At 64.3% G+C, this 20,284-nt stretch carries 17 protein-coding genes; 3 read left to right on the forward strand and 14 right to left on the reverse strand.

Annotated elements, in window-relative coordinates:
• Positions 1–13: 13 nt before the first annotated feature.
• The 13 genes from DNK49_RS17370 to DNK49_RS17430 all read right to left on the reverse strand — a co-directional run bounded on the left by DNK49_RS17370 (position 14) and on the right by DNK49_RS17430 (position 14,203).
• Positions 14–1,249, reverse strand: coding sequence for a hypothetical protein (locus tag DNK49_RS17370; protein WP_110527392.1), 1,236 nt, complete (start codon positions 1,247–1,249; stop codon positions 14–16).
• A gap of 49 nt (positions 1,250–1,298) precedes the next feature.
• Positions 1,299–1,952, reverse strand: coding sequence for a glycine zipper domain-containing protein (locus tag DNK49_RS17375; protein ID WP_110527394.1), 654 nt, complete (start codon positions 1,950–1,952; stop codon positions 1,299–1,301).
• Positions 1,953–1,983: 31 nt separating this feature from the next.
• The gene (locus tag DNK49_RS17380; protein WP_110527397.1) at positions 1,984–2,814 is read right to left on the reverse strand and encodes a PP2C family protein-serine/threonine phosphatase; all 831 of its coding nucleotides are present in this window, start codon (positions 2,812–2,814) and stop codon (positions 1,984–1,986) included.
• Entirely contained in the window at positions 2,811–4,568 is a 1,758-nt protein-coding gene (gene tagH, locus DNK49_RS17385; protein WP_110527399.1) for a type VI secretion system-associated FHA domain protein TagH, read from the reverse strand. Before tagH ends, DNK49_RS17380 begins: the two co-directional genes overlap by 4 nt.
• 18 nt (positions 4,569–4,586) lie before the next feature.
• Positions 4,587–5,801, reverse strand: a complete 1,215-nt coding sequence (locus tag DNK49_RS17390) for a hypothetical protein (RefSeq protein ID WP_133255120.1) — start codon at positions 5,799–5,801, stop codon at positions 4,587–4,589.
• 8 nt (positions 5,802–5,809) lie between these two features.
• Positions 5,810–6,238, reverse strand: coding sequence for a hypothetical protein (locus DNK49_RS17395; protein WP_110527405.1), 429 nt, complete (start codon positions 6,236–6,238; stop codon positions 5,810–5,812).
• 26 nt (positions 6,239–6,264) lie between these two features.
• Positions 6,265–6,825 carry an imm11 family protein gene (locus DNK49_RS17400; RefSeq protein ID WP_110527408.1) on the reverse strand — a complete coding sequence of 187 codons (561 nt, stop codon included), beginning with the start codon at positions 6,823–6,825 and terminating at the stop codon, positions 6,265–6,267.
• 19 nt (positions 6,826–6,844) lie between these two features.
• Positions 6,845–7,870: an AHH domain-containing protein gene (locus DNK49_RS17405; RefSeq protein WP_165843365.1), complete on the reverse strand. Its 1,026-nt coding sequence runs from the start codon at positions 7,868–7,870 to the stop codon at positions 6,845–6,847.
• A gap of 4 nt (positions 7,871–7,874) precedes the next feature.
• On the reverse strand, positions 7,875–8,255 hold the full coding sequence (locus DNK49_RS17410; protein WP_110527414.1) for a DUF4150 domain-containing protein: 381 nt from the start codon (positions 8,253–8,255) through the stop codon (positions 7,875–7,877).
• Between the two features lie 17 nt (positions 8,256–8,272).
• Positions 8,273–9,313 (reverse strand): beta-ketoacyl synthase N-terminal-like domain-containing protein, encoded by a 1,041-nt coding sequence (locus DNK49_RS17415; RefSeq protein WP_165843366.1) that lies wholly within the window; start codon positions 9,311–9,313, stop codon positions 8,273–8,275.
• A gap of 2 nt (positions 9,314–9,315) precedes the next feature.
• Entirely contained in the window at positions 9,316–10,338 is a 1,023-nt protein-coding gene (locus tag DNK49_RS17420; protein ID WP_110527420.1) for a DUF2169 family type VI secretion system accessory protein, read from the reverse strand.
• An 8-nt stretch (positions 10,339–10,346) separates the two neighbouring features.
• Positions 10,347–12,419, reverse strand: a complete 2,073-nt coding sequence (locus DNK49_RS17425) for a type VI secretion system Vgr family protein (RefSeq protein WP_110527485.1) — start codon at positions 12,417–12,419, stop codon at positions 10,347–10,349.
• 125 nt (positions 12,420–12,544) lie between these two features.
• On the reverse strand, positions 12,545–14,203 hold the full coding sequence (locus DNK49_RS17430; RefSeq protein WP_110527423.1) for an ATP-binding domain-containing protein: 1,659 nt from the start codon (positions 14,201–14,203) through the stop codon (positions 12,545–12,547).
• A gap of 218 nt (positions 14,204–14,421) precedes the next feature.
• Here DNK49_RS17430 and DNK49_RS17435 point away from each other — a divergent pair, with 218 nt between their 5' ends.
• The 3 genes from DNK49_RS17435 (at position 14,422) to recC (ending at position 18,813) form a co-directional block, all read left to right on the forward strand.
• A complete protein-coding gene (locus tag DNK49_RS17435) occupies positions 14,422–15,036 on the forward strand; it encodes a MarC family protein (RefSeq protein WP_110527426.1) in 615 nt (204 codons plus the stop codon).
• Positions 15,037–15,151: 115 nt separating this feature from the next.
• A complete protein-coding gene (locus tag DNK49_RS17440) occupies positions 15,152–15,376 on the forward strand; it encodes a DUF3820 family protein (protein ID WP_110527429.1) in 225 nt (74 codons plus the stop codon).
• Positions 15,377–15,426: 50 nt separating this feature from the next.
• Positions 15,427–18,813, forward strand: coding sequence for an exodeoxyribonuclease V subunit gamma (gene recC / locus DNK49_RS17445; RefSeq protein ID WP_110527488.1), 3,387 nt, complete (start codon positions 15,427–15,429; stop codon positions 18,811–18,813).
• A gap of 42 nt (positions 18,814–18,855) precedes the next feature.
• On the opposite strand, the gene DNK49_RS17450 is transcribed toward recC, so the two are convergent.
• The gene (locus tag DNK49_RS17450; RefSeq protein ID WP_165843367.1) at positions 18,856–20,253 is read right to left on the reverse strand and encodes a cyclic di-GMP phosphodiesterase; all 1,398 of its coding nucleotides are present in this window, start codon (positions 20,251–20,253) and stop codon (positions 18,856–18,858) included.
• Positions 20,254–20,284 lie beyond the last annotated feature (31 nt).

Here is a 20,284-nt window from a genome sequence, read left to right on the forward strand (position 1 = left end):
GCCCGCGTGTCGGTCAGAACCAGTAACTGCCGCTCAAGGTGACCGTGTTGGTGTCACGGCCATGAAGGTAGCGCAGGCCAAAGCGCATGAAGTTCTTCGATAGGTCGCCGCTACGGTTGGTGCCGACCGATACGCCGATTTCCTGGGTGTTATCAACGAAGAACTTGGTGCCGCCGGTGTAGCGCGTGTCGACCAGCGAATACTCCACCGCCAGCGGCAAGCCTGCCAGATTGACTGCCTGCGACAGCATCACGCCGTTACGCAGCGCCCAGGTCTTGATGTCCGGATCGAACGAGTAGTCGCCGAACGAGACCTTGGTCGTCTTGTGGTAGCCAGCCATGTTGCCGATGACCAGATCCATGCTGCCCAGTGGGATGTGATAGGTGCTGGATACCCCCACCGAGTAAAGCCCCGCCACCGATGCCAGGTCCGCCGAGCCGGTGACTGCATAGCGCAGGCTGGGGGTGAGTGACCATCGGCTGCTGACGGGCAGACGGTACGCCACACCCAGGCCGCCGTGGTAGGACGCAGCACCAGCCACTTTCACCTGAGTCAGCGAGCCCGACAGCGTGAACACCCGCCCTGGGACCTCGGTGGACCGCCATGCCCGTGATAGCGGCAGATTCGTCACTTCGCCCTTCTTGCCATCGATATCCATCGATCCCCAGGAAGCCCCCATCGAGAGGTTGGGGCTGTCGGCCGTATTCCCCTGAATCTCGCGCAGGGTGTCGGACATCGCGGCATCGAAGTCGGCCGCCGCGGCGCTGGGGATTATGCCGCCAGGACCGGCGATCGGGCTGTTTGGCGAGTTTTCGGCCTGATACTTGAGGATGCTGGCCAGAATGCCGCTCTTCTTCAGATAGTCCACCAGCATGTCGCTGGAGTCATCCCGGTCGACGCCCTCGAACATCAGATCGACGCCCAGCGCGGCGATGCGGAAACGCAAGGCACTACCCGAGTCCTCGAAATCGAACTGGATGGGGAGCGAATTGAAATTGACCGTGGCTGACGCGATCGACTCGGAATTGTAGCTGGGGACAATCGATGAAAATGATGCGTCGTTGAGCAGGTCGAAGAACTTCTCGGCGGTGTTCTCGCAGCGCGTGCCTTCTTCCACGGTCTCGGTCTGGGACACGAATACGCTCAGCAATACGCCGTAGTTCTTGTTGTTGCACACGGCGCTGGCCGTCATGGGCAGCGCAGCACCCGCCAGCAGGGCGGCATGAAGGAGGCTTTTCTTGGCAGGCATGGATGCACGACTCCGATCAGGATGAGTTGGCGCGAGAGCTACAGCTTTGTCATACTTCGACGCGAGTCTTGTTCTTGGCCTCGATGGTTACCCGTTGCACGTTGGCTGGAATTTTTGGATCTGCCACCCGAACATGGAGGACCTGGCCGTTGCCGGCACGTTCCGAGGTCTCGGTCAGGGTGACTGGAGAGGCACTGGCGTTCTTGCTGGTGGGCGCTGCGGCAATGGTCATATCGATGGTCTCGCCGCGTTCGGTGGCGGTCTTGCGGGCATAGGCTTCGAGTTTGGCCATGGCTTCGCGACCCTCTTTGGTGTCGACCTGGCTCAAAGGAATGTCCACCGAGACCGACTTGAACGCCGACACGGTTTCGGTCTTGTTGGCCTTGACGTCGACAACCTTGACCTGTTCGGTCTTTACCGGACTGACGGTTGCGCCCTGTACTACGGTCACCGCCTCGGTGGCGCGACGGGCTTCCTCGATTTCGGCGTTGCGTGCCTTCATGTAGCCGATCAGGCCGCCGACCAGTGCGCCGGCTGCACAGCCACCACCCGCATCGTTCTCGGTCATGGTGGCAAGCAGCGCACCGGCAGCGCAGCCGATGGCGGCGCCGATGCCAGCGCTTTCGGTTTTGCTGTCCATTGTGCCGCAACCGTTCAACGCCAGGATCGCGGCCAGGGGCAAGAGGGTGGTCTGGATTCTCATGGTAAGTGTCCTGTCTGATGACGTCTGGAGATCAGATCCGCAAAACAGTGGTTGGGCCTTCCGAAATAAGTGCGCGTACTGCGATCGCAGTGTAGTTGTCGCTACGGGCTGTGTCATGCTCGGCGATGATCAGGGCCATGCGTTCAAGCCAGTCGGCGCTCGACTGGCTGTCGTGCAGGCAGGTCAGCATGTTGGCTTCGTCGACATACTCCCACCAGCCATCGGTGCAGATCAGGAATGCGTCGTCTGCCTCGAGCGGTAGTGGCGTACCCGAGACGTCGAGCGTCAAGCCCTCTTCGTGACCGATGGCCGAGGTCAGCAGGCTGCGTTGTGGATGCGTCCGGATCATGTCCGGATTGCCATAACCGGCGTCTATCATGCCTTGCACCAGACTGTGATCGCGGGTCTGGTGCAGCACCTGTCCGTTACGGAATAGATAGATGCGGGTGTCGCCGACATGGCTCCACACCGCATTGCCTGCCAGCAGGTCGATCAGCAGTACTGCAGCGGTGGCATGCATGTTGTCGCCTTCGGGGTGTGCGCGCTTCTCGCCCATGACCGCCTGCTGGGCGGCTTCGAGCAGTCCTGTGGCCTGTACGTCGTCCACCGCCTGGGCTTGGGAGAAGCGTTCGAGCACGGTGCTGACGACGATCTGTGCGGCTCGATCACCACTGCCGTGTCCGCCGGCACCATCCGACACCACCCAGCAACCTGCCTGTTCCGAATGCCAGTAACCGCAAGCATCCTCGTTGCGTGAGCGACGGCCGATGCGTGAAACATAGGCGGTTTCCAGGGTCAGTGCTGGAAGGGCGTCACTGGCAGAGGCTGAAGCCGCCTGTACCTCTTCATGGTCTAGGCTCATTGTTGTGTGTCCTGCAACTGGGCGATCTGCGCTTCGTAGGCTTTGAGGAATTCGCGTCCAAACAAGGTATGGAAATCGTCCTCGGCTTCGCGCGAAATGTCCTGGTAGCGCTGCTCGTATAGATCCCAAAGCCGGGCTTTTCGATTGGCCGGCAGCACGCTGTCAAGCAGGCTGCGGCTGGTGAGTCGTGCTTCGAGTTCCTCCGGCGTAAAACGTGCAAGCACGCTCGCCAGCGCCGCCCGCATGCCGGCCATGAAGCCGATCTGGTGCGCACGCAGATCGTCGTAGGCATCACGCATTGCCTCGTTTGGTCCCATGAATCCCTTGCCCTGCGGTAGCAATAGCTGCGTCAGTGCAAAGTCGACATCGGGCGAGAACTTCAGAGGGTTGTTGTTCTTGCTGACGATCATGGTGACATCGGCTCGGACTTCACGTTTGGTCGCAGCACGTGCGATCAGCAACTCGACCGTACCTTGCACGGCTTCACGCAATATCATGCCGACCTGCTCCATCAGCGCGGGAGTCAGACCGTCGGGTGGTTTGAGCGCGGGCAGGCCGATGCCACGAACGAATGCGGCCAGTAGTGCATCGGTGCCGATATCACTGGGTGTAGCGGTCACAGTGGTGGACGGAATCGCTGCTGCAGGTGAAGGCGGGACAGGCTGCTGGTTTGGCTCTGCGGCGGTCGCTTTGGCCGAGACGATCAGGGTTGGTGCTTCACGCGAGGGATCTGGTGTCGCGATGTCTGATGCTGCGACAGCAGGCGTTGCCGATACAGGCTGAGGCAGTACAGCGCCGGTGTTCGACCATGACACCACGCCTCCCTGGGGGGCTTGTGGTACCGAGAGCCGGTTTGCTGGTGTAGTGGCGGATGACGTTTCTGCCCGTGCCAGAGGCGGCGTGAAGGCATCGTTTAGTAGGGGGGAGTCATGGCGCAGCACATCGCCGGCCGCGGCCGGCGATGTGCTGGCGCCAAACAGCGCCAGCGGGTCCATAGGCGAGGAGACGGCTGGCTGCGGGGCGTGGGCGGGGTCGCCCAGCGGTGATCCGAAGAAGGGGTCTTGTGTCAGGGCACTGCCTGAAAGCCCAAACAGGGCATCGAGCGAACTGGCCTCTGCTGGACGGGCAAGATCGCCGATTCCGAGCGGGTCGAGTGCGGTGGGTGCGACAGGTCGGGGTATGTGTCGCGGTACGGCGAAAGCGCTGAAGGGGTCGTCGGTTGCTGGTGAGGTGGATGGGGCCTGGGGAGGGGATGCCGCACCGGTCCCGGCAAAGACCGCGAACGGATCGTCCGAATGGGCGGCAGCAGGCGGTGCGGCAGGTGCGAACAAGGGGGGCGGCTGTAATGAGGGCGTGGCAGATGGCGCACTGCCAAACAAGCCCAGTGGATCGGTGCCTGCCCCGATGTTCGGCAGCGTATCTCCACCAAAGCCGGTGACATCGCGTGTGATCGTGACGCGCAAGGTGTAGTCGCCAACCCCCAGTTCGTCTCCGTCCCGCAATGTGGCCTGGCTGCCCTTGCCCAAGGGCCGGCCATTGATGCTGGTGGGATTGCCGCCGTGATCGATCAGGATGTACCGCATGCCGTCGAACTGGATCTGGGCCTGCATGCGGGAGATATGACGGTCCGGGTCGGGTAGCGCAAGGGTGTTGCTGTCGTCACGACCAATCGTGCCACCACGCTCGTCGAAATCGTGCGTGATCGGCGCGCTGGGTGGCGCGCCGTTGAAATGAAGTACCGAGATGCGTAGCACCGTATTGTCTCCAGGAAATCAGATGACCGGCGGTGGAGGGATGAGACGGGCGCCAGCCAGCGCGGCCCGCATGCCGAAATCCCAGCGTGCTGCCAGATCGATGACTGTTTGTGCGGCGGATGATAGCGAGGACGAGATCTCGTGCCCGCGGCACCAGCGGCTGCCGCCTCGCCAATGGGGCTCGAAGCGGGACCAGAGCTGCCGTGCGCGGTTCAGATCGGGTAGCCATACCTCATCGGCAAATTCGCGTTCGAACTCGTCTGCGTCGTCCCTGGGGGCAAGTGTCCGGCGTGTGCCATTGACGTCCAGACCGGTCACGCGCTGGAAGGCACCAGCCGCCGCCGCCGCGGTTGCCGGGTCGGCATCGGACAGGGTTTCGACCAGTTGCGCAAGTGCGTCGGGGTGCCCCGCGCGTGCCAGCAGACTGCAGCGTTGAGGTCCGGGAAGCTTGTTCAGGCCTTGTTGCCAGATCGGGCCAGGTGGCTGACGGGTCAGGGCGGCATGCCAGCTCAGTCCGAAAGTGTCTCCATGCTCGGCGAGTTTGTGCACGAAGGGCTCGACCCAGGGTTCGTTGCACCAGCATGCGGCGCTCAGCACACTGTCCCGCAGCGCCGGCGAGTCCGTCTGCAGGCGCGCGGCGTAGGGCAGCTTCAGTGCTTGCACACGCTCAGCGGGAAGGTGGGGCAGCACTTGCCAGGCCTGTCGGGCAAGATCGGGGTCGTCCAGCGCTAGCAGTCCGAACAGGGTCGCATCGTCGCAGTCGAGCTTGCGCTGCGTGGCCAGGATTGCCGCTGCGGCAACCGCCTGGGCCGGGCTGCGGAGATTGCGTAGCGCAGCAGCCAGTGCGTTGATCGTGCCGGGCTGTGGGGTGATGGCCAGCGCATCGCGTAGTCCGGGCAGGCGTGCGGCGGATGCGCAGTGGAAGGCCTCGACCACCTCGGCCACCGCGCGTGTGCTCCCGCTGCGCAACAGTGCGCAGGCTGCGGCGAACACCTCATCCCGGTCGTCGGATTGCAAACCCTCGCCCAACAGTTCGTGGGTGGCTTCAGCGGCGACGGCCACGCCTTGCAGATGCGCCTCGATGCGTTCCTGCAGCTGCTGCAGGTCCGGTATCGTGAGCGTGTCCGAGTAGAGGCCATGACGTCGGCGCCCCCACAGGTAGGCGAGCTCCTCGGCGTGGCTGATGACGAGCGCCGGCATGAAGTTGCGTTGCCGGCGCAGGGGAGCAATCATGACCATGATCAGTTGATTGCGACTGTTCCGGCGCGGATGCGCTGTGTGCCCCGGGCGCGGAGCAGGACATCCTCGCCGCGCAACATCGCCCGGCCGTCTGCACGCAGATCCAGGGTTGCGTCGCCGCACTTCAGCGTCAGGACCTCGGTGGCCTCCAGGGTCAGCCGGGCTTGAGGCGCAGGGGGGCGATAAGGACCCACGCGGCCGAGCACGATGCCACGGCCTCCCGCGTCCGGCGTCAGCGTCAGCACCTCGTCTCCACACTGCAGGGTCATGCCCTGGCCGTTCTCGAGCCAGTCGCAGTTGAAACTGTGTCCTTCGGTCGTGGCGACGGTCAGCGTACCGTCGTCGGCGATGGCAGTCAGCCGGGCGCGTTGCGTGCCAGACATCGGGCTCGCGGTGGGGCGTGCAAAGGCAAGAACCTTCTGGCGTGGCATGGTGGATGTCCTTGGCGTGTTGGCGTTCAGCCCACCCACTGATCGGGCGGCAGAAAGCTCAGGGTGTCGAATCCGGCAGCGATCAGGCCGTCCCTGACCTGCTGATCGACCATGATCGCGCTGACCGATTCGCCGAGGCGGAACATGTGCGCCCCCGCGATACGGTCGGGTGCGACCACCAGGTGATCGATGTCGGCGGAAATCATCCGCTCCGGGCTGCCGGGCGCAAACCGCGTCTGCTGCAGGTCGGCTGCCGCGATGACGCCGATCAGGTTGAAGGCGAGGTAGTCGTCGATGATCTTGCCGCTACGCGAGTCGGTCAGCTCGACCGGATAGACGTCGAGGTTGCTGACGCCAAGCTGGCAGAGTGCCTGATGCAGGCGCGCAGTCATCATGGGCAAGGGGGTTTCCCACAACTCGGCGAGTACGCTCTGGGCATCGCTGACGACGGTCGCCCGCAAGGGCGTTTCGGGCTCGTCGTCGAAGCGCTCGCCGCCGTTCCAGAAACGGAAGGGATCGTCGTCACGGTATTCGATGCGCGCGATGAAGCCCTCCGCAGGGTCGAAGCATTTGAGAATGTAGTACATCGTCTGTTACGTCTCCGTCTCAAGTCTTGGCCCAGGCTTTGCCGGCCTGGCGTCCCTGCATGTAGGCCTTGCACCATTTGGAGGTGTATAGGTTCATGGCCCAGGCCGAGCCGTTGAGGTATAGCGCAAAGCGGCTGGAGACGGTGTTGAGGCGCGCGACCAGCGCAGCAGGGGGCGGGTAGCCGGCATCTTTCCACTTGTCACGGCTTTTCCTGCATTCCTCGCAGGGGCACTCGGCACTACGCTCGCGGTCCTTGTATTGCTTGGCCAGCGTCTTGGCGATGCCGTCGAGCTTGAGCTGGACCTCACGGCTGTAATCGGCATGCCGGTCATGAAATTGCCCTGGTGTCAGCCGCATGGCCTGTTTGACGTACTGCCACTTTGGGGTGTGCTCGTCGATGGCGTCCGGGTTACCGGTCAGGAATGCGGCTTCGCAGTTGTCGGCGTTTTCCGGCAGGTCTTCCTGTTCATGGTCGGGCTCGTCGGCCGTGCTCCATACCCGCAACCCCCCACGTCCACCGCCAACGGCGTAGGAGCCTGGCAGGAACACGCCATTCTCGCTGCCATTGACGTTGTAGCCCACATCACGCCACAGCACGCCTTTTACCGATCCGCCCTTGACGTCCTCCGGCGTGTCCTTGTGCACCATGAAGGGCACGAGCCGGCTGTCCTTCAAGGACTCTTGCGCGGGGATCAGATGGTGTGCGGCGCAGCGTACGGGCAGCTTGCGGATGTCGTCATCGCTGAGCCTGATGCTGACCGGCCAGTTTTCCTGGGTGGCGGCGTTCGCACTGCGCAGGGACCCAGGTGAATACAAGGGGTGCTTGGCAATATAGCGTGGGTTTTCCACCGCATCGGGCTTGGCGCTGCCCAGCAGGTCGGTGCTGGTGCTTCCCTTCATCGACTTCGCCAGAATCGAACCCGAGCCGATCAGCTCGTTCTTGCCCGGATCTCTCTCGGGTGGGGATTCGTGGGTAAATGGGCAAGGCGGTTCGTCCGGGTCCTGGATGATGCCGATCGCCACCATTTCGCCGAGCTGTGTCATGGGCTTACCCGCAGATGTTTTTCTTGTTGTGCCACAGGGGGTCACCCATGCGACACACGTTCTTGCCATCGAGCATGACATTGAACGAATACATGAGGAACTCGCACTCCTGCTTGAATGTGCCCGACATGACCCCACCGACGGTTCCCGGTTCGTCGCCGGCGCTCATCATGTACTTTGCGCCCTTCACCATCACCATGCTGCCGTCGGCCTTGACCGTGGTCGTGCCGCTGACGGTATCGGATGACTTGCCGATATTGGGGTAGGGAATGGGGACGGGCGGACCGGGTGGGGCAGGGGTGTTGCAGACGTCCGGAAAGACCATGCTGAGTCCGCCGCTGGTCTTGTGCGCGAAACCCTGGATGTTATGGACGGTACATGGCATGAGCGACTCCGCATTCTTCAGGCCGGGGTGAGCAGGGCTGCGGCGCGGTCGCCGCGGTCGGATGAAGCATAGACCAGGCAAGGGCCGGGTCGGTAGCGTCCGGCCAGTGCGTGGGCGGCCAGTGCGGCCAGCAGTGGCCCGTGGGCTGCACCCAGGTCGCCACAGCATTCGGCAGGGTGCTCCATCGCCATCGGCTCGGCGAAATGGTGGCTGTTGCGCAGGCGTGCAACGCCGAATTCCCGCGCCCAGTAGCGCTCGCCGTTGAATGAGGCGTAGGTGCAGGCGATGGGTGTGGCCGGTGGCGTGGCTTCAAGCAGGCTACCGATGGCAGCGGCCAGACCGTCGCCCAGGTAAGGGGCGTCCGCATAGAGGTGCCCCGGCTCCATGCCGGTGCCGCAACCGGTCAGGCGGGCCAGCGGCGTGGCGCCGGGACCGGAGCGGCCGAGCAGCAGGAAGGCGGCGCCCTCCGCTGGCGAGAACGCGTCATTGTTGCCCGCGTTACGTATGCGTTGCGCGCGATCCAGGGTGCCCAGCACATAAAGGTCCACCAGACTGTCTACCCCGCCGACCAGAATGTAATCCGACTCTCCACTCGTCACCCGCAGCAGCGCCTGACGCAGCGCCATCAGCCCGGCTGCACGGCCGCGCGCCACCGCGACACTGCGCCCTGCATCCAGCGGGGCGCCTGTCTGTATCACCAGACGGGTCAGAAAGCTGGAGGGGGCGATCGGCAAGGTGGTGTGATGTTCCGGCAGTCCGAGCAACAGCGGAATTGGCCCCGAACTGTCCGGCAAGGCCTCCAGGGTTTCTGCCAGCGCAGCGTGGGCAAGGCGCAGCATGCGTGCTTCGCGTGACTGCAGGTTCAGCAGCTCGAGCTGAGTGGACAGCGGAGGCAGTCCCTCGTCATCCACACGCCCGACGATGTAAGGCTCGAAGCGCCGGTCCAGCCAGGCGATTTCACGCAGGCGGGCCATACGCGCGCGTGCAGCGGCCGCGGTCTCGGCAAGGGTGAAGCCGATGGGCGAGATGCAGCCCGCTGCCAGGATGTCGATTGCCATGATCAGGCCGGCTCCTCGACCAGGATGTCGCTGCAGTGGAGCTCCACCTGGCGCAGCCGGGTGAGCTTCTTGTCCACGGCCAGTTCGGCGCGCCATACCATCTGCAGCCTGCCCTGGTCGGGCTCGATGAGCACGGTGTCCAGCGCCGGGCGTGCGGGGAGGCGCCGACCGTCGAAATCCCACAGCAGGTCGATGTTGAGGCGGGGGAGTGCAAACCGCAATGGCCCCCCCGCGCTGCAGCCTTCGATCTCGACCGCTTCGCCGCCTTCCAGGTAGGTGGGTGCGATGAGTCCGGGCGGCGCGGTGTTGAAAAAGAGCGGGTTGAAATCAAGCGGCAGATAGGGCGCACGTGTGCGTTGCCAATCTGCGTCATAAGTGCCCGCCCGGCCAAGGCGCGGCTGCCAGGCGGGGGGGATGGGGGCCAGACCGGCAGGGCCTGGACGATCGCCCGGGTGCTGGATGAGCTGATCGGGATCTTCGATACAGGGCAGGGGTCGGCCATCGAAGTCCCGTTCCTGCTGACCGATCAGACCGCGCCCTACCGGATTGCGCGCGTCGACTTCGGGCGGCAGATCCGGTTTCGGTGGTGTTGCGCCGCCGTAGGCCAGTTCCCAGCGTAGCGGCATGCGTTCGAACGGCTGCGGTGGGCTGATGACCCAGCCGTCGCGCTGGCGTTGCCAGGTACGCTCACCAAATAGCTGCAAACGGCGCATGACCGGGCCGACCCGCAGGCTAACCGTCATCGTGTCGACCGGATGCGGGGCAACGGCACGGCCCAACAGCAGAATGTCCGTGGTCGGCTTGGTCAGCGTCAGGTCCGCGGCTGCTCGCAGGCTGCTCTGTGTTGGGTCGCCCCAATAGACGTCGGTGGCCAGAAAACCGGCCTGGCGAGCACTCAGTTGCGGTTTGCCCGTCGTCAGGTCGAAGGTGGCCTTGACCGCGATATAGGCGGACTCCACCCCCGCCGGGTTGGCGAACACAGCCAGCGTGGCTGGCAGGGGCGTAGGATTGATGACCTGCAGCATGGGTGCGATCAGTTCTGCGCGATCTTCGAGCCCTTGATCACCACATCACCGGAGGCCTTGGCGGAAATCTTGCCACTGCCGCTGATCGTGATGTCCTTGCCCTTGATCTGGATGGTGCCGTCCTTTTTCAGGGTGATGCTGGCACTGCCGGTCTTCAGCGTGATCTCGTCCCCTGCTTCGATGTACAGCTTCTTGCCGACCTGCAGGCGGTCGTCCTTGCCCACGCTGGTGCTGCGGGTCTCGCCGATGGTCAGGGTCTGGTTCTTGCCGATGGTGACGGTATGGTGGGTGCCGATGTCCTGGCTGTCATTGTTGCCGATGGTCACGCTGCGATCGCTGCCGACGTTGACCGTCTCGTTCTTGCCAACGTCCTCGCTGCGGTTCGAGCCGATTGCAATCGTCTCGTTGTTGCCCACCGATTCGCTGCGGTTGTTGCCGATGCTGATGGTCTCGTTGTTGCCGACCGACTCCGTGCGGTCGTTGCCAACGGTAACGGTCTCGTTGTGGTCGATGCTCTTGGTTCGGTCGTGGCCAACCCAGTGGGTTTCGTTGTTCTCGACCTCGATGTCCTGGTTCTTCTCGGCGTGGATGAAAAGCTGTTCGGCGCCTTTCTTGTCCTCGAAGCGGATCTCGTTGAAGTTGTCGGTGCCACCACCCTTGGTCGAGCGCGTCTTGATGCCGGTCTGGGTCATGTTGGCCGGCAAGGCATAAGGCGGCATCTGGTCGGCGTTATACACGCGGCCTGTGATGATGGGTTGATCAGGATCGCCTTCCAGAAACTCGACAATGACCTCCTGGCCGATGCGCGGAATGGCGATGAAGCCCCAGTTCTTGCCTGCCCAGGGGTGGGATACCCGGACCCAGCATGAACTGTGCTCATCCTTTTTGCCGTAGCGGTCCCAGTGGAACTGCACCTTGACCCGGCCATATTTGTCGGTGTGGATCTCGTCACCCGAGGGGCCGACGACGACTGCGGTCTGTGGCCCCTTGACGATCGGCCGCACGGTGAGCCGCTGCGGGCGGAAGTCCTGCCGGCTGTTCAGTGCCGTGATGCGGCTCTCGAACAGGCTGCCACCGCTGTCATTGGATTCGTGGCCCTCGGCCAGGATGCGGGTTTCTGCTGCAGTGATCAGGTATTCGCGATTCTGGTCACGCCGGACATGGCCAGTCAGCTTGAACAGATAGCCCACCGTCAGGCCGCGTGCGGTGGTGGTGGCATGGGCGAGTTCATGCTGGGCCTGGAGTTCGTCGATGCGGACCTGGGCATAGTGCCGGCCATCGGCCGTCTGGTCGAACTCGCCAGGGTAGTCAAACACCTCGTGCTTGCCTTCGGCATGTTCGCGCGGCACGGTTGCCGAGCTTTCCAGTCTGACCGAGGGTTTGGTGAAGTCGTAGTCCACCAGCAGGGTCTTGCCGGGCATCACGGTGCGTTCGAACTGCCAGCTGTCGATATGCCCGAGTTCGTCGGCGCGGCCCAGGCGGTTTTCGACAAAGGCCACGCTGGCGTAACTGGCTACCGAGGTATGTGCTGCGTAGGCGTCGGCCAGTACCAGGGTGCATTTGTTCTGGGCATGCTCGAAGAAGGTGTAGATGCCTTCTTCCTCAAGCAGGCGGCTGACGAAGTCGAGATCGGTCTCGCGGTACTGGACGCAGTAGTCGCGCTTGCGGTACGACCCGCTCAAGGTCAGCCGGTAGTCTGCCAGACCGTGGTCGGCAAACACCTGCTTGACGATGTCAGGTACGGTGAGATTCTGGAAGATGCGGCAGTCGGCGGTGCGGCTCAGGAACCAGGTCCACGGGCGCACACTTGCGCGATAGGTCTGGAAGCGACCGCGGGTACCGGTGTGGGCAAAGCGGATCACATGTCCGCTGTAGAAGCGTTTGCCCCCCTCGGGCAGCATCATGCGCAGGCTCATCGGTTTGCCGAGCAGCGCATCCAGATCCACGTCGCTGCGTTCGCTGTGACAGTCGATCTCGTATTCGCAGACCCGCGAAAGCGCCTCGCGCGCCTCGAGTGCATGAAACAGCAGCACATTGGGGCCGAGTGGCGTCAGTAGTTCGAATTGGGTTTGTTCTGCCATGATCGTCGCCTGGTCGGGATGCATCGCGCCCATGCGCATTGCGCATGACGTTGCATTCTAGGGCAGAACAGCCGTGCTGCGTGTGTGCGAACGCGCCGCCTTCGCTGGTGCAGGCACAAAGCGCCTCACGTCAGGGGTTGCAGCAGCGGTGCGGTCCGGGTGGAAGCGACAAAGATCACCTTCATCGTTGCGCGGGTCGCACCGACGAACAGCTTGCGTGTGGCCAGTTCGTCCAGGGTGTCGAAATCGATCTCGGTAAAGATCACGCAGGGCGCGGACTGGCCCTTGAAGCGGTATACCGAATCGATCAGCAGGTCCCCCTCGCTGTACTCGGCTTCTCCAAACAGGTCGTAGCGCCCGCGAAAGGCGCGCAGGCGGTGTGGGCCGAGGTGGGTGAGCGGGGTGAAACGCGAGGATTCGCGGCCGCGATAGCTGATGATGGCGATCATGTCGCGACGAAAGCCCAGGCCGATGGCGCGAGTGATGGCGCGTTTGGTTGCCTCCATCAGTTCGTTCTCGTCCGCCCAGTTCAACACCTCGGGATCGCTGTCGGCGACCGGGCTGCCAGCAGTGATCGGCTCGGGTAGCGGCAGGCAGGCATTGAGCAGCTCGATGACGTCGGCCGGGGTGCGGTAGTTGGTGGTCGCACTCAGTCCTGCCCAGCCTGGCAGTGCAACGGACGCGCGGCCGTAGAGGTTCTGCAGTGGATCCTCGAGCCACCATGCCCGGCCGCCTGACTGCAGCAGCTTGAGCAGATTGTCACGCCAGTCCTCGACAAAGTCTTGGCCCTCGTCGACGATCAACTCGTCAAACCGCCACGCCGGATCGTCCACGCCGCTGTCGAGCAGTGCGGCAAACGCTGCCTCCATGCGGCGGAAGCGATCAGGTGCGGAGAAGTCCGGTGGCTGGCCGGCGGCGCGCAGGCGGCGGTCGCACAATTGATGGTAGGTTGCGACCTCGCCACCGGGTGGCACGATGCGGGCAAAGTGGTCGGCCAGGGGGCGGTTGTAGCACACGTACAGGGGGCGGCGTCCGGCGGCGATCGCGTCGCTGAAGGCTGCCAGCGCGAGCTGGGTCTTGCCGCTGCCAGCCGTGGCGACGACGCGCAGGCGGTGAGGCTCGATGCGAAAGCGCCGCGCCCACTCCGCCAGCCCGCCGGACAGACGGGTGGTCAGCGCCACGGCCTGACCCGCCAGGGCCTGGACGTCGGGCACCAGCTCGAGCAGGTCGGCGAAGAAGCGGTGCAATACGGTATGTCGGGATGGCGGCGCTGCGGGTGACCCGGCTTCGCGTCCGCAAAGTTCGCGCACGATCGGCACCAGTTGCGCGCGTCGGCTGGCATCGACGATGCGCGCCGGATCGAGGCCGGCAGTGCCGGGTTGGCGCACGGTGTAGTCGGGGCAGTAGAGCAGACTGTCCAGCTGTGGTTCAGTACCATCCAGCAGTGGGCGCAGGCGTGCACGCAATGCGTCGGCCGTGCGCGCCAGATCCAGGCGGATGTCGTGGTTGCGCCGCTTGCCCGGGCGCAGCAGTCCGGCCGTGGTTTCGTCCAGAAAGCCCGATTGTTGCTCGATCAGCAGGATGCGCCCAGCGGGCCCGAGTACGACAAAGGCAATCTCGCCGAACACCGCATGCTGCCCTTCGGCGCGGGTCCAGTGCAGGTCGTGATAGACATTGAAGTCGTCGGGCAGATGCTCGGCCAGCAAGGCCAGCGTTGCCAGTTCGCGCCCGCGCGCACCGTCGGTGGGCAGATGACGCCAGCCTTCGGGATGGATACGGGCCACTTCTCAACCTCCTGCGCGGCTTGGATGCCTTGGTCGGAACACGGTATGTGGACGGCGAGGGCGCGTCAAGCTCGGGTTCCTCACCTTGATCGTGTGTCAGCGGTGGGTGGCACCCGATTCGGACCTTGTGTTCAGCACCGCTGCAGGACTGGCGATACGTTATCCTCCTGCATCCGATGGTGCCCACGTCGACGGGGCTTCAAGCAGGCGCGTACAGCATGGAAACACTCAAGGTCTTCATCACCTTACTGGCTCTGATCAACCCCTTCGGTGCGATCCCGATGTTCCTCGGCCTCACCGCCGCGCAAGGGCCCGCGCAGGTGCGTTCCACCATCAATACCGCCGCGGTGGCCACTGCCATCGTGATCGCGGTGGCGGCGCTGTTCGGCGAGATGCTGTTGCGTATTTTCGGCATCTCCATTGCCTCGCTGCAGGTCGGTGGTGGGCTGCTGTTGTTCTTTCTGGCCTTCAAGATGTTCAATGCCGAGCCGGACAGCGCGCGCAGCACCCCCGAAGAAGCGCACGAAGCCAGCGCGCGTTCGAGTATTGCGGTGGTGCCGCTGACCATCCCGCTGCTGACCGGCCCGGGCACGGTCAGTACCGTCATCATCTACGCAGATCGCACCCAGCACTGGTGGGAGATGGCCTTGCTGGTGCTGATCGGTGCAGTGATCGGCTGCGTGGTGTGGGTCACGCTGCGCATGGCGGGTCCGATCAGCCGGCTTGCCGGCCAGACTGGCCTCAACATCATGACCCGGGTGATGGGGCTGGTCCTGGCTGCGCTGGCGGTGGAGTTCGTCGCCGTCGGGGTGCGCACGCTGGCGGCGGTGTGACGGCGATGTGCGGCCCGTGCTTGCAGCGACCCTTTGAAGGTCTGTCCGTCAGGCGTGCTGTCCCGGCAGGTTCGTCATTCGGAGACGGGCACGGTGTGGACGGGAGGCTCCGTCCATGACGCCTGCCGATCTCGAACGGCTCGTCACCCGCAGCATGCCCTTTGGCAAGTACAAGGGCCGGCTGATTGCCGATCTGCCGGGGCACTATCTGAACTGGTTTGCGCGTGAGGGCTTCCCCGACGGCGAAATCGGGCGGCTGCTTGCGTTGATGCAGGAGATCGATCACAACGGGCTGAAGGATCTGTTGACGCCCCTGCGTGGGCAGGGCGCGGAGAGGTGACAGATCCGCCCGCCTCGGCCATCATCGATGGCTGCTTACCGGGTCAGTCCATGTTCTCCATCGTTTTCTCCAACCGATACGAAATCCTTGAGCGCAGCCTGCTCGACCGTCTGGCCGAAGAGCGGCCGGGGCCGTTCGGACGGCGTGAGGTGGTGGTGCCCAGCAGCGCCCTGCGACGCCGGCTGGAGCTGGCGATTGCCGATCGCGAGGGGATTTGTGCCAACGTCGGCTTCGATTATCTGGCGCAATGGTTGTGGACGCAGATTGGCAAGGTGGTGAAGGTCGAGGCGCGCTCGCCGTTTGCCCCGGCACTGCTTGCGTGGCGGATATTCGGGCTGATCGATCCCGCGAGTGCCGACAGCGAATGGGTGCAGGCGCATCCGCGGCTGGCGCGCTATCTGGCAGGGGCGGACGGGCGAATGTGTTTTGAACTTGCCGAGCGCATCGCGCGGGTGTTCGACCACTACCTCACCTACCGTCCGCAGTGGCTGGAGCGTTGGGCGGCGGGACAGACCGCCGGACTGGAGGCCGCAGACGACACCGCGCGTGCGGACGAGGCCTGGCAGGCGGCAATATGGCGGCGCATCCACGACAGCCTGACACTGGGTCGTACCCACCCCGCGGTGCAGTTCCTGCAGCGGGTGGTGGGCATGGACGAGGCCGAGCTCGCCTCCCTCGGGTTGCCGCGTACGGTTCATGTGTTTGCGCTGCCGGCGCTGCCGCCGTTGTATCTCGACATCTTGCGCGAACTGGCGCGGGTGGTGGATGTGCGGCTGTATGCGCTGAACCCGTGTCGCGAGTTCTGGTTCGAGATTGTCGACGCACGTCGCCTGTCATGGCTGGCCGCACGTCAGGAGGAGCTGTTCCATGAGACCGGCAATCGCCTGCTGGCGGCGTGGGGACAGCAGACTCAGGCGCATATCGGCCTGTTGTTCGAAGGCGAGTACGCCGTGGTGGAGGAGGCCGACTTCGAGCCGCATCCGGGACGCCACCTGCTGGCGCGCCTGCACAATGCCATCCTTGACCTCGAGGAGCTGAGGCCAGGTGGTGTGCCGCTTGCCGCGGGAGACCGCAGCATCGAGGTACATGTGTGTCATTCGCGAACCCGCGAGCTGGAAGTGCTGCACGACCGCCTGCTGGCCTTGCTCAAGGGGAGTCAGCCCCCGCGGCCGGACGAGATCGTGGTCTTGCTGCCCGATCTGGAAAGCGCTGCGCCGCTGATCGAGGCGGTGTTCGGTACCGTACCTGCCGCGCGCCGCATTCCGTGGCGGATCACCGGTCTGGGCAGCACGCAGGAAAACCCCGTGGCGCGTGCGCTGGACAGCCTGTTGTCACTGCTGGTGGGGCGCTTTCCGGCGACCCGGGTGTTCGATCTGCTGCAACAGGAGGTCGTGGCGGCGCATTTTGGCTTGAGTGAAGGTGATCTCGAGTCGGTGCACGACTGGATGCGTGCAGCCGGCATTCGTTGGGGATTGGACGCCGGGCAGGCTGGCGACATGGCGGCCGTACCGGTGCATACCCTGGAAGAAGGTCTGCATCGGCTCTTTCTTGCCTGGGCTGCCGGCGATGCGGCGGCTGTTGCGCCGTTTGCCGGGCGTATTGGCGCCGCTGCGCCCGAAGGCAGTACCGGTCTGGCGCTTGGGCGCTTCTGGCGCTACGCGCAGATGCTCCAGCGCGTACAAGGTCGGGTTCGGCGACCCCAGTGCGGGAGCGACTGGCGGGCGACATTGCTTGATGCCCTCGACGATCTGGTTGGAGGAGCCGAGTCCTGGACCGAGTCATTGCGTGAGGTGCGCGAGGCAATCGGCGCACTGACCGACGACATGTCGGCCGGCCTGGGTGCTGCCGTGATTGGGCTGGATGTACTGCATCCCGCGCTGGTCGCGAGGCTGGACGATCCGGCGCGCGGTGGTGTGCCGGGCGGTACGGTCACCTTCTCGGCCTTGACCTCCCTGCGCAGCCTGCCGTATCGGGTGGTCTGCGTGCTTGGACTGGACCAGGGGGCCTTCCCTGGCAGTGATCGTCCGGCCGAGTTCGATCTGATGGCGACGCGCCCGCGACGCGGTGACCGGCAGCGCCGACTCGATGATCGCAACCTCTTCCTTGATGTGATCCTGTCTGCCCGCGAGGTGCTGCATCTGTCCTACGTCGGGCGCAGTGCCCGCGATGGCGCCGAGCTGCCTCCCTCCGTTCTGGTGGATGAGCTGCTCGACACCCTGGCACAGGCTTGTGCCGAAGACCCCGGTAGTCCGGAGGCCTTGCTTGCGGCCCGCCGTCGATTGACCGTGCATCATCCATTGCAGGCCTTCTCGGTGGATTACTTCGTGCCAGTGAAGGGGGCTGATTCACGCTTGGTGAGTTTCAACGACGACTATGCCAAGGCGCTCGCTGCGCGCATGCGTCACCGCCTGCGGGGTGAAGGGGGCAGGGTGCCGCAGGGCGCCGCCGCAGGGTGGGTGCAGGACGGGGACGAGGAGGGCGATGAAGGCCATGCAGAGGCTGTGCAGCGCCCCTTCTTCGAACTGCCGTTGGCTGCGCCCGAGCCTTTGTGGCGTGAGGTCGGGCTGATGCAACTGGTCCGCTTTTTCCGCAACCCATGCCGTTTCCTGCTGCGCGAGCGTCTGGGCCTGGATTTGCCCGAGGTGGAGGAAGCACTCGACGATGTCGAGCCCTTTCTGCCGGATTGGCCGGGGCGCCAGGCACTGGCGGCGCGACTGTTGCCGACCTTGCTGAGTGCGACCGGGCAGACCCTGGAGCCTGAAGGGCTGATGGAACTGGCGCGCGCCGGCGGAGAGTATCCCGGTGGAGTGATTGGGGACACCGCCTTGCGCGACGAAGTGGCCTGCCTGTGTGACTTTGCCGGACGGGTTATCCGGGCGGGGGCGGATGCGGTGCTGCCGCCGCATGCGCCCCGGCTGGTGTTCGACATTGACGGCGAAACCTGGTCATTGAGCGCAGCGTTTGGCGATCTGCGCCCCCGTGGCTGGACCTTCCAGCGCTACGACGATACCCGGCCGGTGGATTATCTGGCGGCCTGGCTGCATCACCTGGTGTTGAACGCAGCCCCGCTTGCGGGTTGTGAGGGCGATACGCTGGGGCTGTCGCGGGATGGCGAGTTCCGCCTGGAGGGGCTGGGCGTCGAAGAGGCGCATGCCGCACTGGCGGTGTTGATCCGGCTTTATCGTGCGGGTCTGAGTGCGCCGCTGCACTTTTTTCCGAAGTCGGCGTGGGCCTATGTGGTCAATGGCGAAAAGGTTGGCGCAGCGCTACAGCGCTGGCGCGGGGGGCGCAATCCGGCTTTCGCCGAGTCTCAGGATCCGGCTTACCGGCTGGCCTTGCGTGGGCGTGGCGAGGCGCTGAACGAGGACTTCTTCAGCCATGCGCTGACGGTGTTCGGTCCGCTGCTGCGACACCTGGATGACGCCCGGCTGGGGTGATGGCTGATGCGTGAAGGTCAGGCCCACCTGTGCGAGTCCGGCTCAGGTGCTGCGCTGGTCGTGGTAATAACTCATCCGCCGCCGTGGTGCGAGGTAGTTCAGTGCAGCCGTCTCAAGGTCGCGCGGTGCAAGCACCACGTCGATCTGTACGTCGGGCTCTTCGATCAGATCCACTACCAGGGCGTCTTCCTTGGGCGTCTCCGGATCGAACACCATCACCGCAGGGCGCAGCAGGTTGGCATGGTTGACCGCCACGACCAGCGCCACATTGCCATTTGAGAGCTGTACCAGCGAGCCAGGTGGATAGACCCCCATCAGGCGGATGAAGGCCTGCAGCAGGGTCTTGTCCCAAGCCTTGCCTTCGTCGCGGAACATCCGTGTCAGCGCCTCGGCCGGGGTCAGCGCCTTGTCCATCGCCATCGGATTGCACAGGTTGTCATAGCGGTTGGCAATGCCGACGATGCGGGCCAGCAGGGGGACCTGTTGATCACGCAGCCCCCGGGGGTAGCCCTTGCCGTCCATGGTTTCGTGGTGCAGTTCGATGACGTCGCACACCGCCGGCGCCAGGCCGCCGATCTCCTGCGCCAGCTCACGCCCGTAGCGGGTATGGAGGCGGAAGAACTCCTCCTCGTGGCGGTTACGATGGTCGTTGCGCAAAACCGTGTCAGGCACCTTCAGTTTGCCGATATCGTGCAACAGTGCGCTTTCACCCAGCAACTGCAGGACTTCGCGCGGCAGTTTCAGCTCACGCCCGAGCAGCATCGACAGCACCATGACGTTGAGCACGTGAAAGTAGGCCGATTCGTCGGCCAGCTTTTCGTTCATCAGGTGCAGCACGATTTCGCCCGAGCCGGTCAGGCCCTCTGCGATGCCGTCGACCAGTTTGCGTGCTGACTCGACTGCACGTGGGCCGGCTGGAAAGATGTCGTGCATCACGTTCTTGACTTCAGCTGCTGCGGCGACGTATCGACGTTCGCAGCGCGCAATGGCTGCCCGCTGTGCGGCCAGTTTGCGTGCCTGTTCCTGTTTTGGCGTTGCTCCGCCAACTGGTGACGAGGGTGGGAACGTGTCGTTGCCGGTGCCCGTTGTTTCGTCGAAGGGTTTGTCCGACTCTGCCGTCTGCACTGGAGCGGTGGCCGGTGATGAGCGGTCAGGCAGGTCTGTGGGTGTCGCGGTTGCCGTGGTTCCTGTCCGGGTGGCGCATGCCGTCCCGTTCAAGGGGCTGCAGGTGCTGCGTGAAGGGTAGTAGGTGATCGTCTTCAGCCCCAGCGCCTGCAACTGACGAACCTGTACGTCGGTGGAGATGCGGAACTGGTTGAACAGGAAGTTGTGCTGAACCCAGCTCAGGTTCAGGCGGATGAACAGGCCCGGGCACAACCGTGCCGGGTCGATCTCCACGCCCTCATCCCGAGCGCTTTGGTGGGTCGTCTGCTTGAGCACGGCGGGGTGTTCCCTTTTTGTTGAAACAGGC

The sequence above is a fragment of the Parazoarcus communis SWub3 = DSM 12120 genome (assembly GCF_003226565.1).
GTDB classification, from domain to species: domain Bacteria; phylum Pseudomonadota; class Gammaproteobacteria; order Burkholderiales; family Rhodocyclaceae; genus Parazoarcus; species Parazoarcus communis.

What these genes read in the sequence shown, in the direction of transcription:
- DNK49_RS17400 (WP_110527408.1), bottom strand. Translation starts at nt 6,825, where the DNA reads ATGTACTACATTCTCAAATGCTTCGACCCTGCGGAGGGCTTCATCGCG.
- DNK49_RS17410 (WP_110527414.1), bottom strand. Translation starts at nt 8,255, where the DNA reads ATGCCATGTACCGTCCATAACATCCAGGGTTTCGCGCACAAGACCAGC.
- DNK49_RS17375 (WP_110527394.1), bottom strand. Translation starts at nt 1,952, where the DNA reads ATGAGAATCCAGACCACCCTCTTGCCCCTGGCCGCGATCCTGGCGTTG.
- DNK49_RS17390 (WP_133255120.1), bottom strand. Translation starts at nt 5,801, where the DNA reads ATGATTGCTCCCCTGCGCCGGCAACGCAACTTCATGCCGGCGCTCGTC.
- DNK49_RS17435 (WP_110527426.1), top strand. Translation starts at nt 14,422, where the DNA reads ATGGAAACACTCAAGGTCTTCATCACCTTACTGGCTCTGATCAACCCC.
- DNK49_RS17405 (WP_165843365.1), bottom strand. Translation starts at nt 7,870, where the DNA reads ATGACACAGCTCGGCGAAATGGTGGCGATCGGCATCATCCAGGACCCG.
- recC (WP_110527488.1), top strand. Translation starts at nt 15,427, where the DNA reads ATGTTCTCCATCGTTTTCTCCAACCGATACGAAATCCTTGAGCGCAGC.
- DNK49_RS17420 (WP_110527420.1), bottom strand. Translation starts at nt 10,338, where the DNA reads ATGCTGCAGGTCATCAATCCTACGCCCCTGCCAGCCACGCTGGCTGTG.
- DNK49_RS17415 (WP_165843366.1), bottom strand. Translation starts at nt 9,313, where the DNA reads ATGGCAATCGACATCCTGGCAGCGGGCTGCATCTCGCCCATCGGCTTC.
- DNK49_RS17395 (WP_110527405.1), bottom strand. Translation starts at nt 6,238, where the DNA reads ATGCCACGCCAGAAGGTTCTTGCCTTTGCACGCCCCACCGCGAGCCCG.
- DNK49_RS17440 (WP_110527429.1), top strand. Translation starts at nt 15,152, where the DNA reads ATGACGCCTGCCGATCTCGAACGGCTCGTCACCCGCAGCATGCCCTTT.
- DNK49_RS17370 (WP_110527392.1), bottom strand. Translation starts at nt 1,249, where the DNA reads ATGCCTGCCAAGAAAAGCCTCCTTCATGCCGCCCTGCTGGCGGGTGCT.
- DNK49_RS17380 (WP_110527397.1), bottom strand. Translation starts at nt 2,814, where the DNA reads ATGAGCCTAGACCATGAAGAGGTACAGGCGGCTTCAGCCTCTGCCAGT.
- DNK49_RS17425 (WP_110527485.1), bottom strand. Translation starts at nt 12,419, where the DNA reads ATGGCAGAACAAACCCAATTCGAACTACTGACGCCACTCGGCCCCAAT.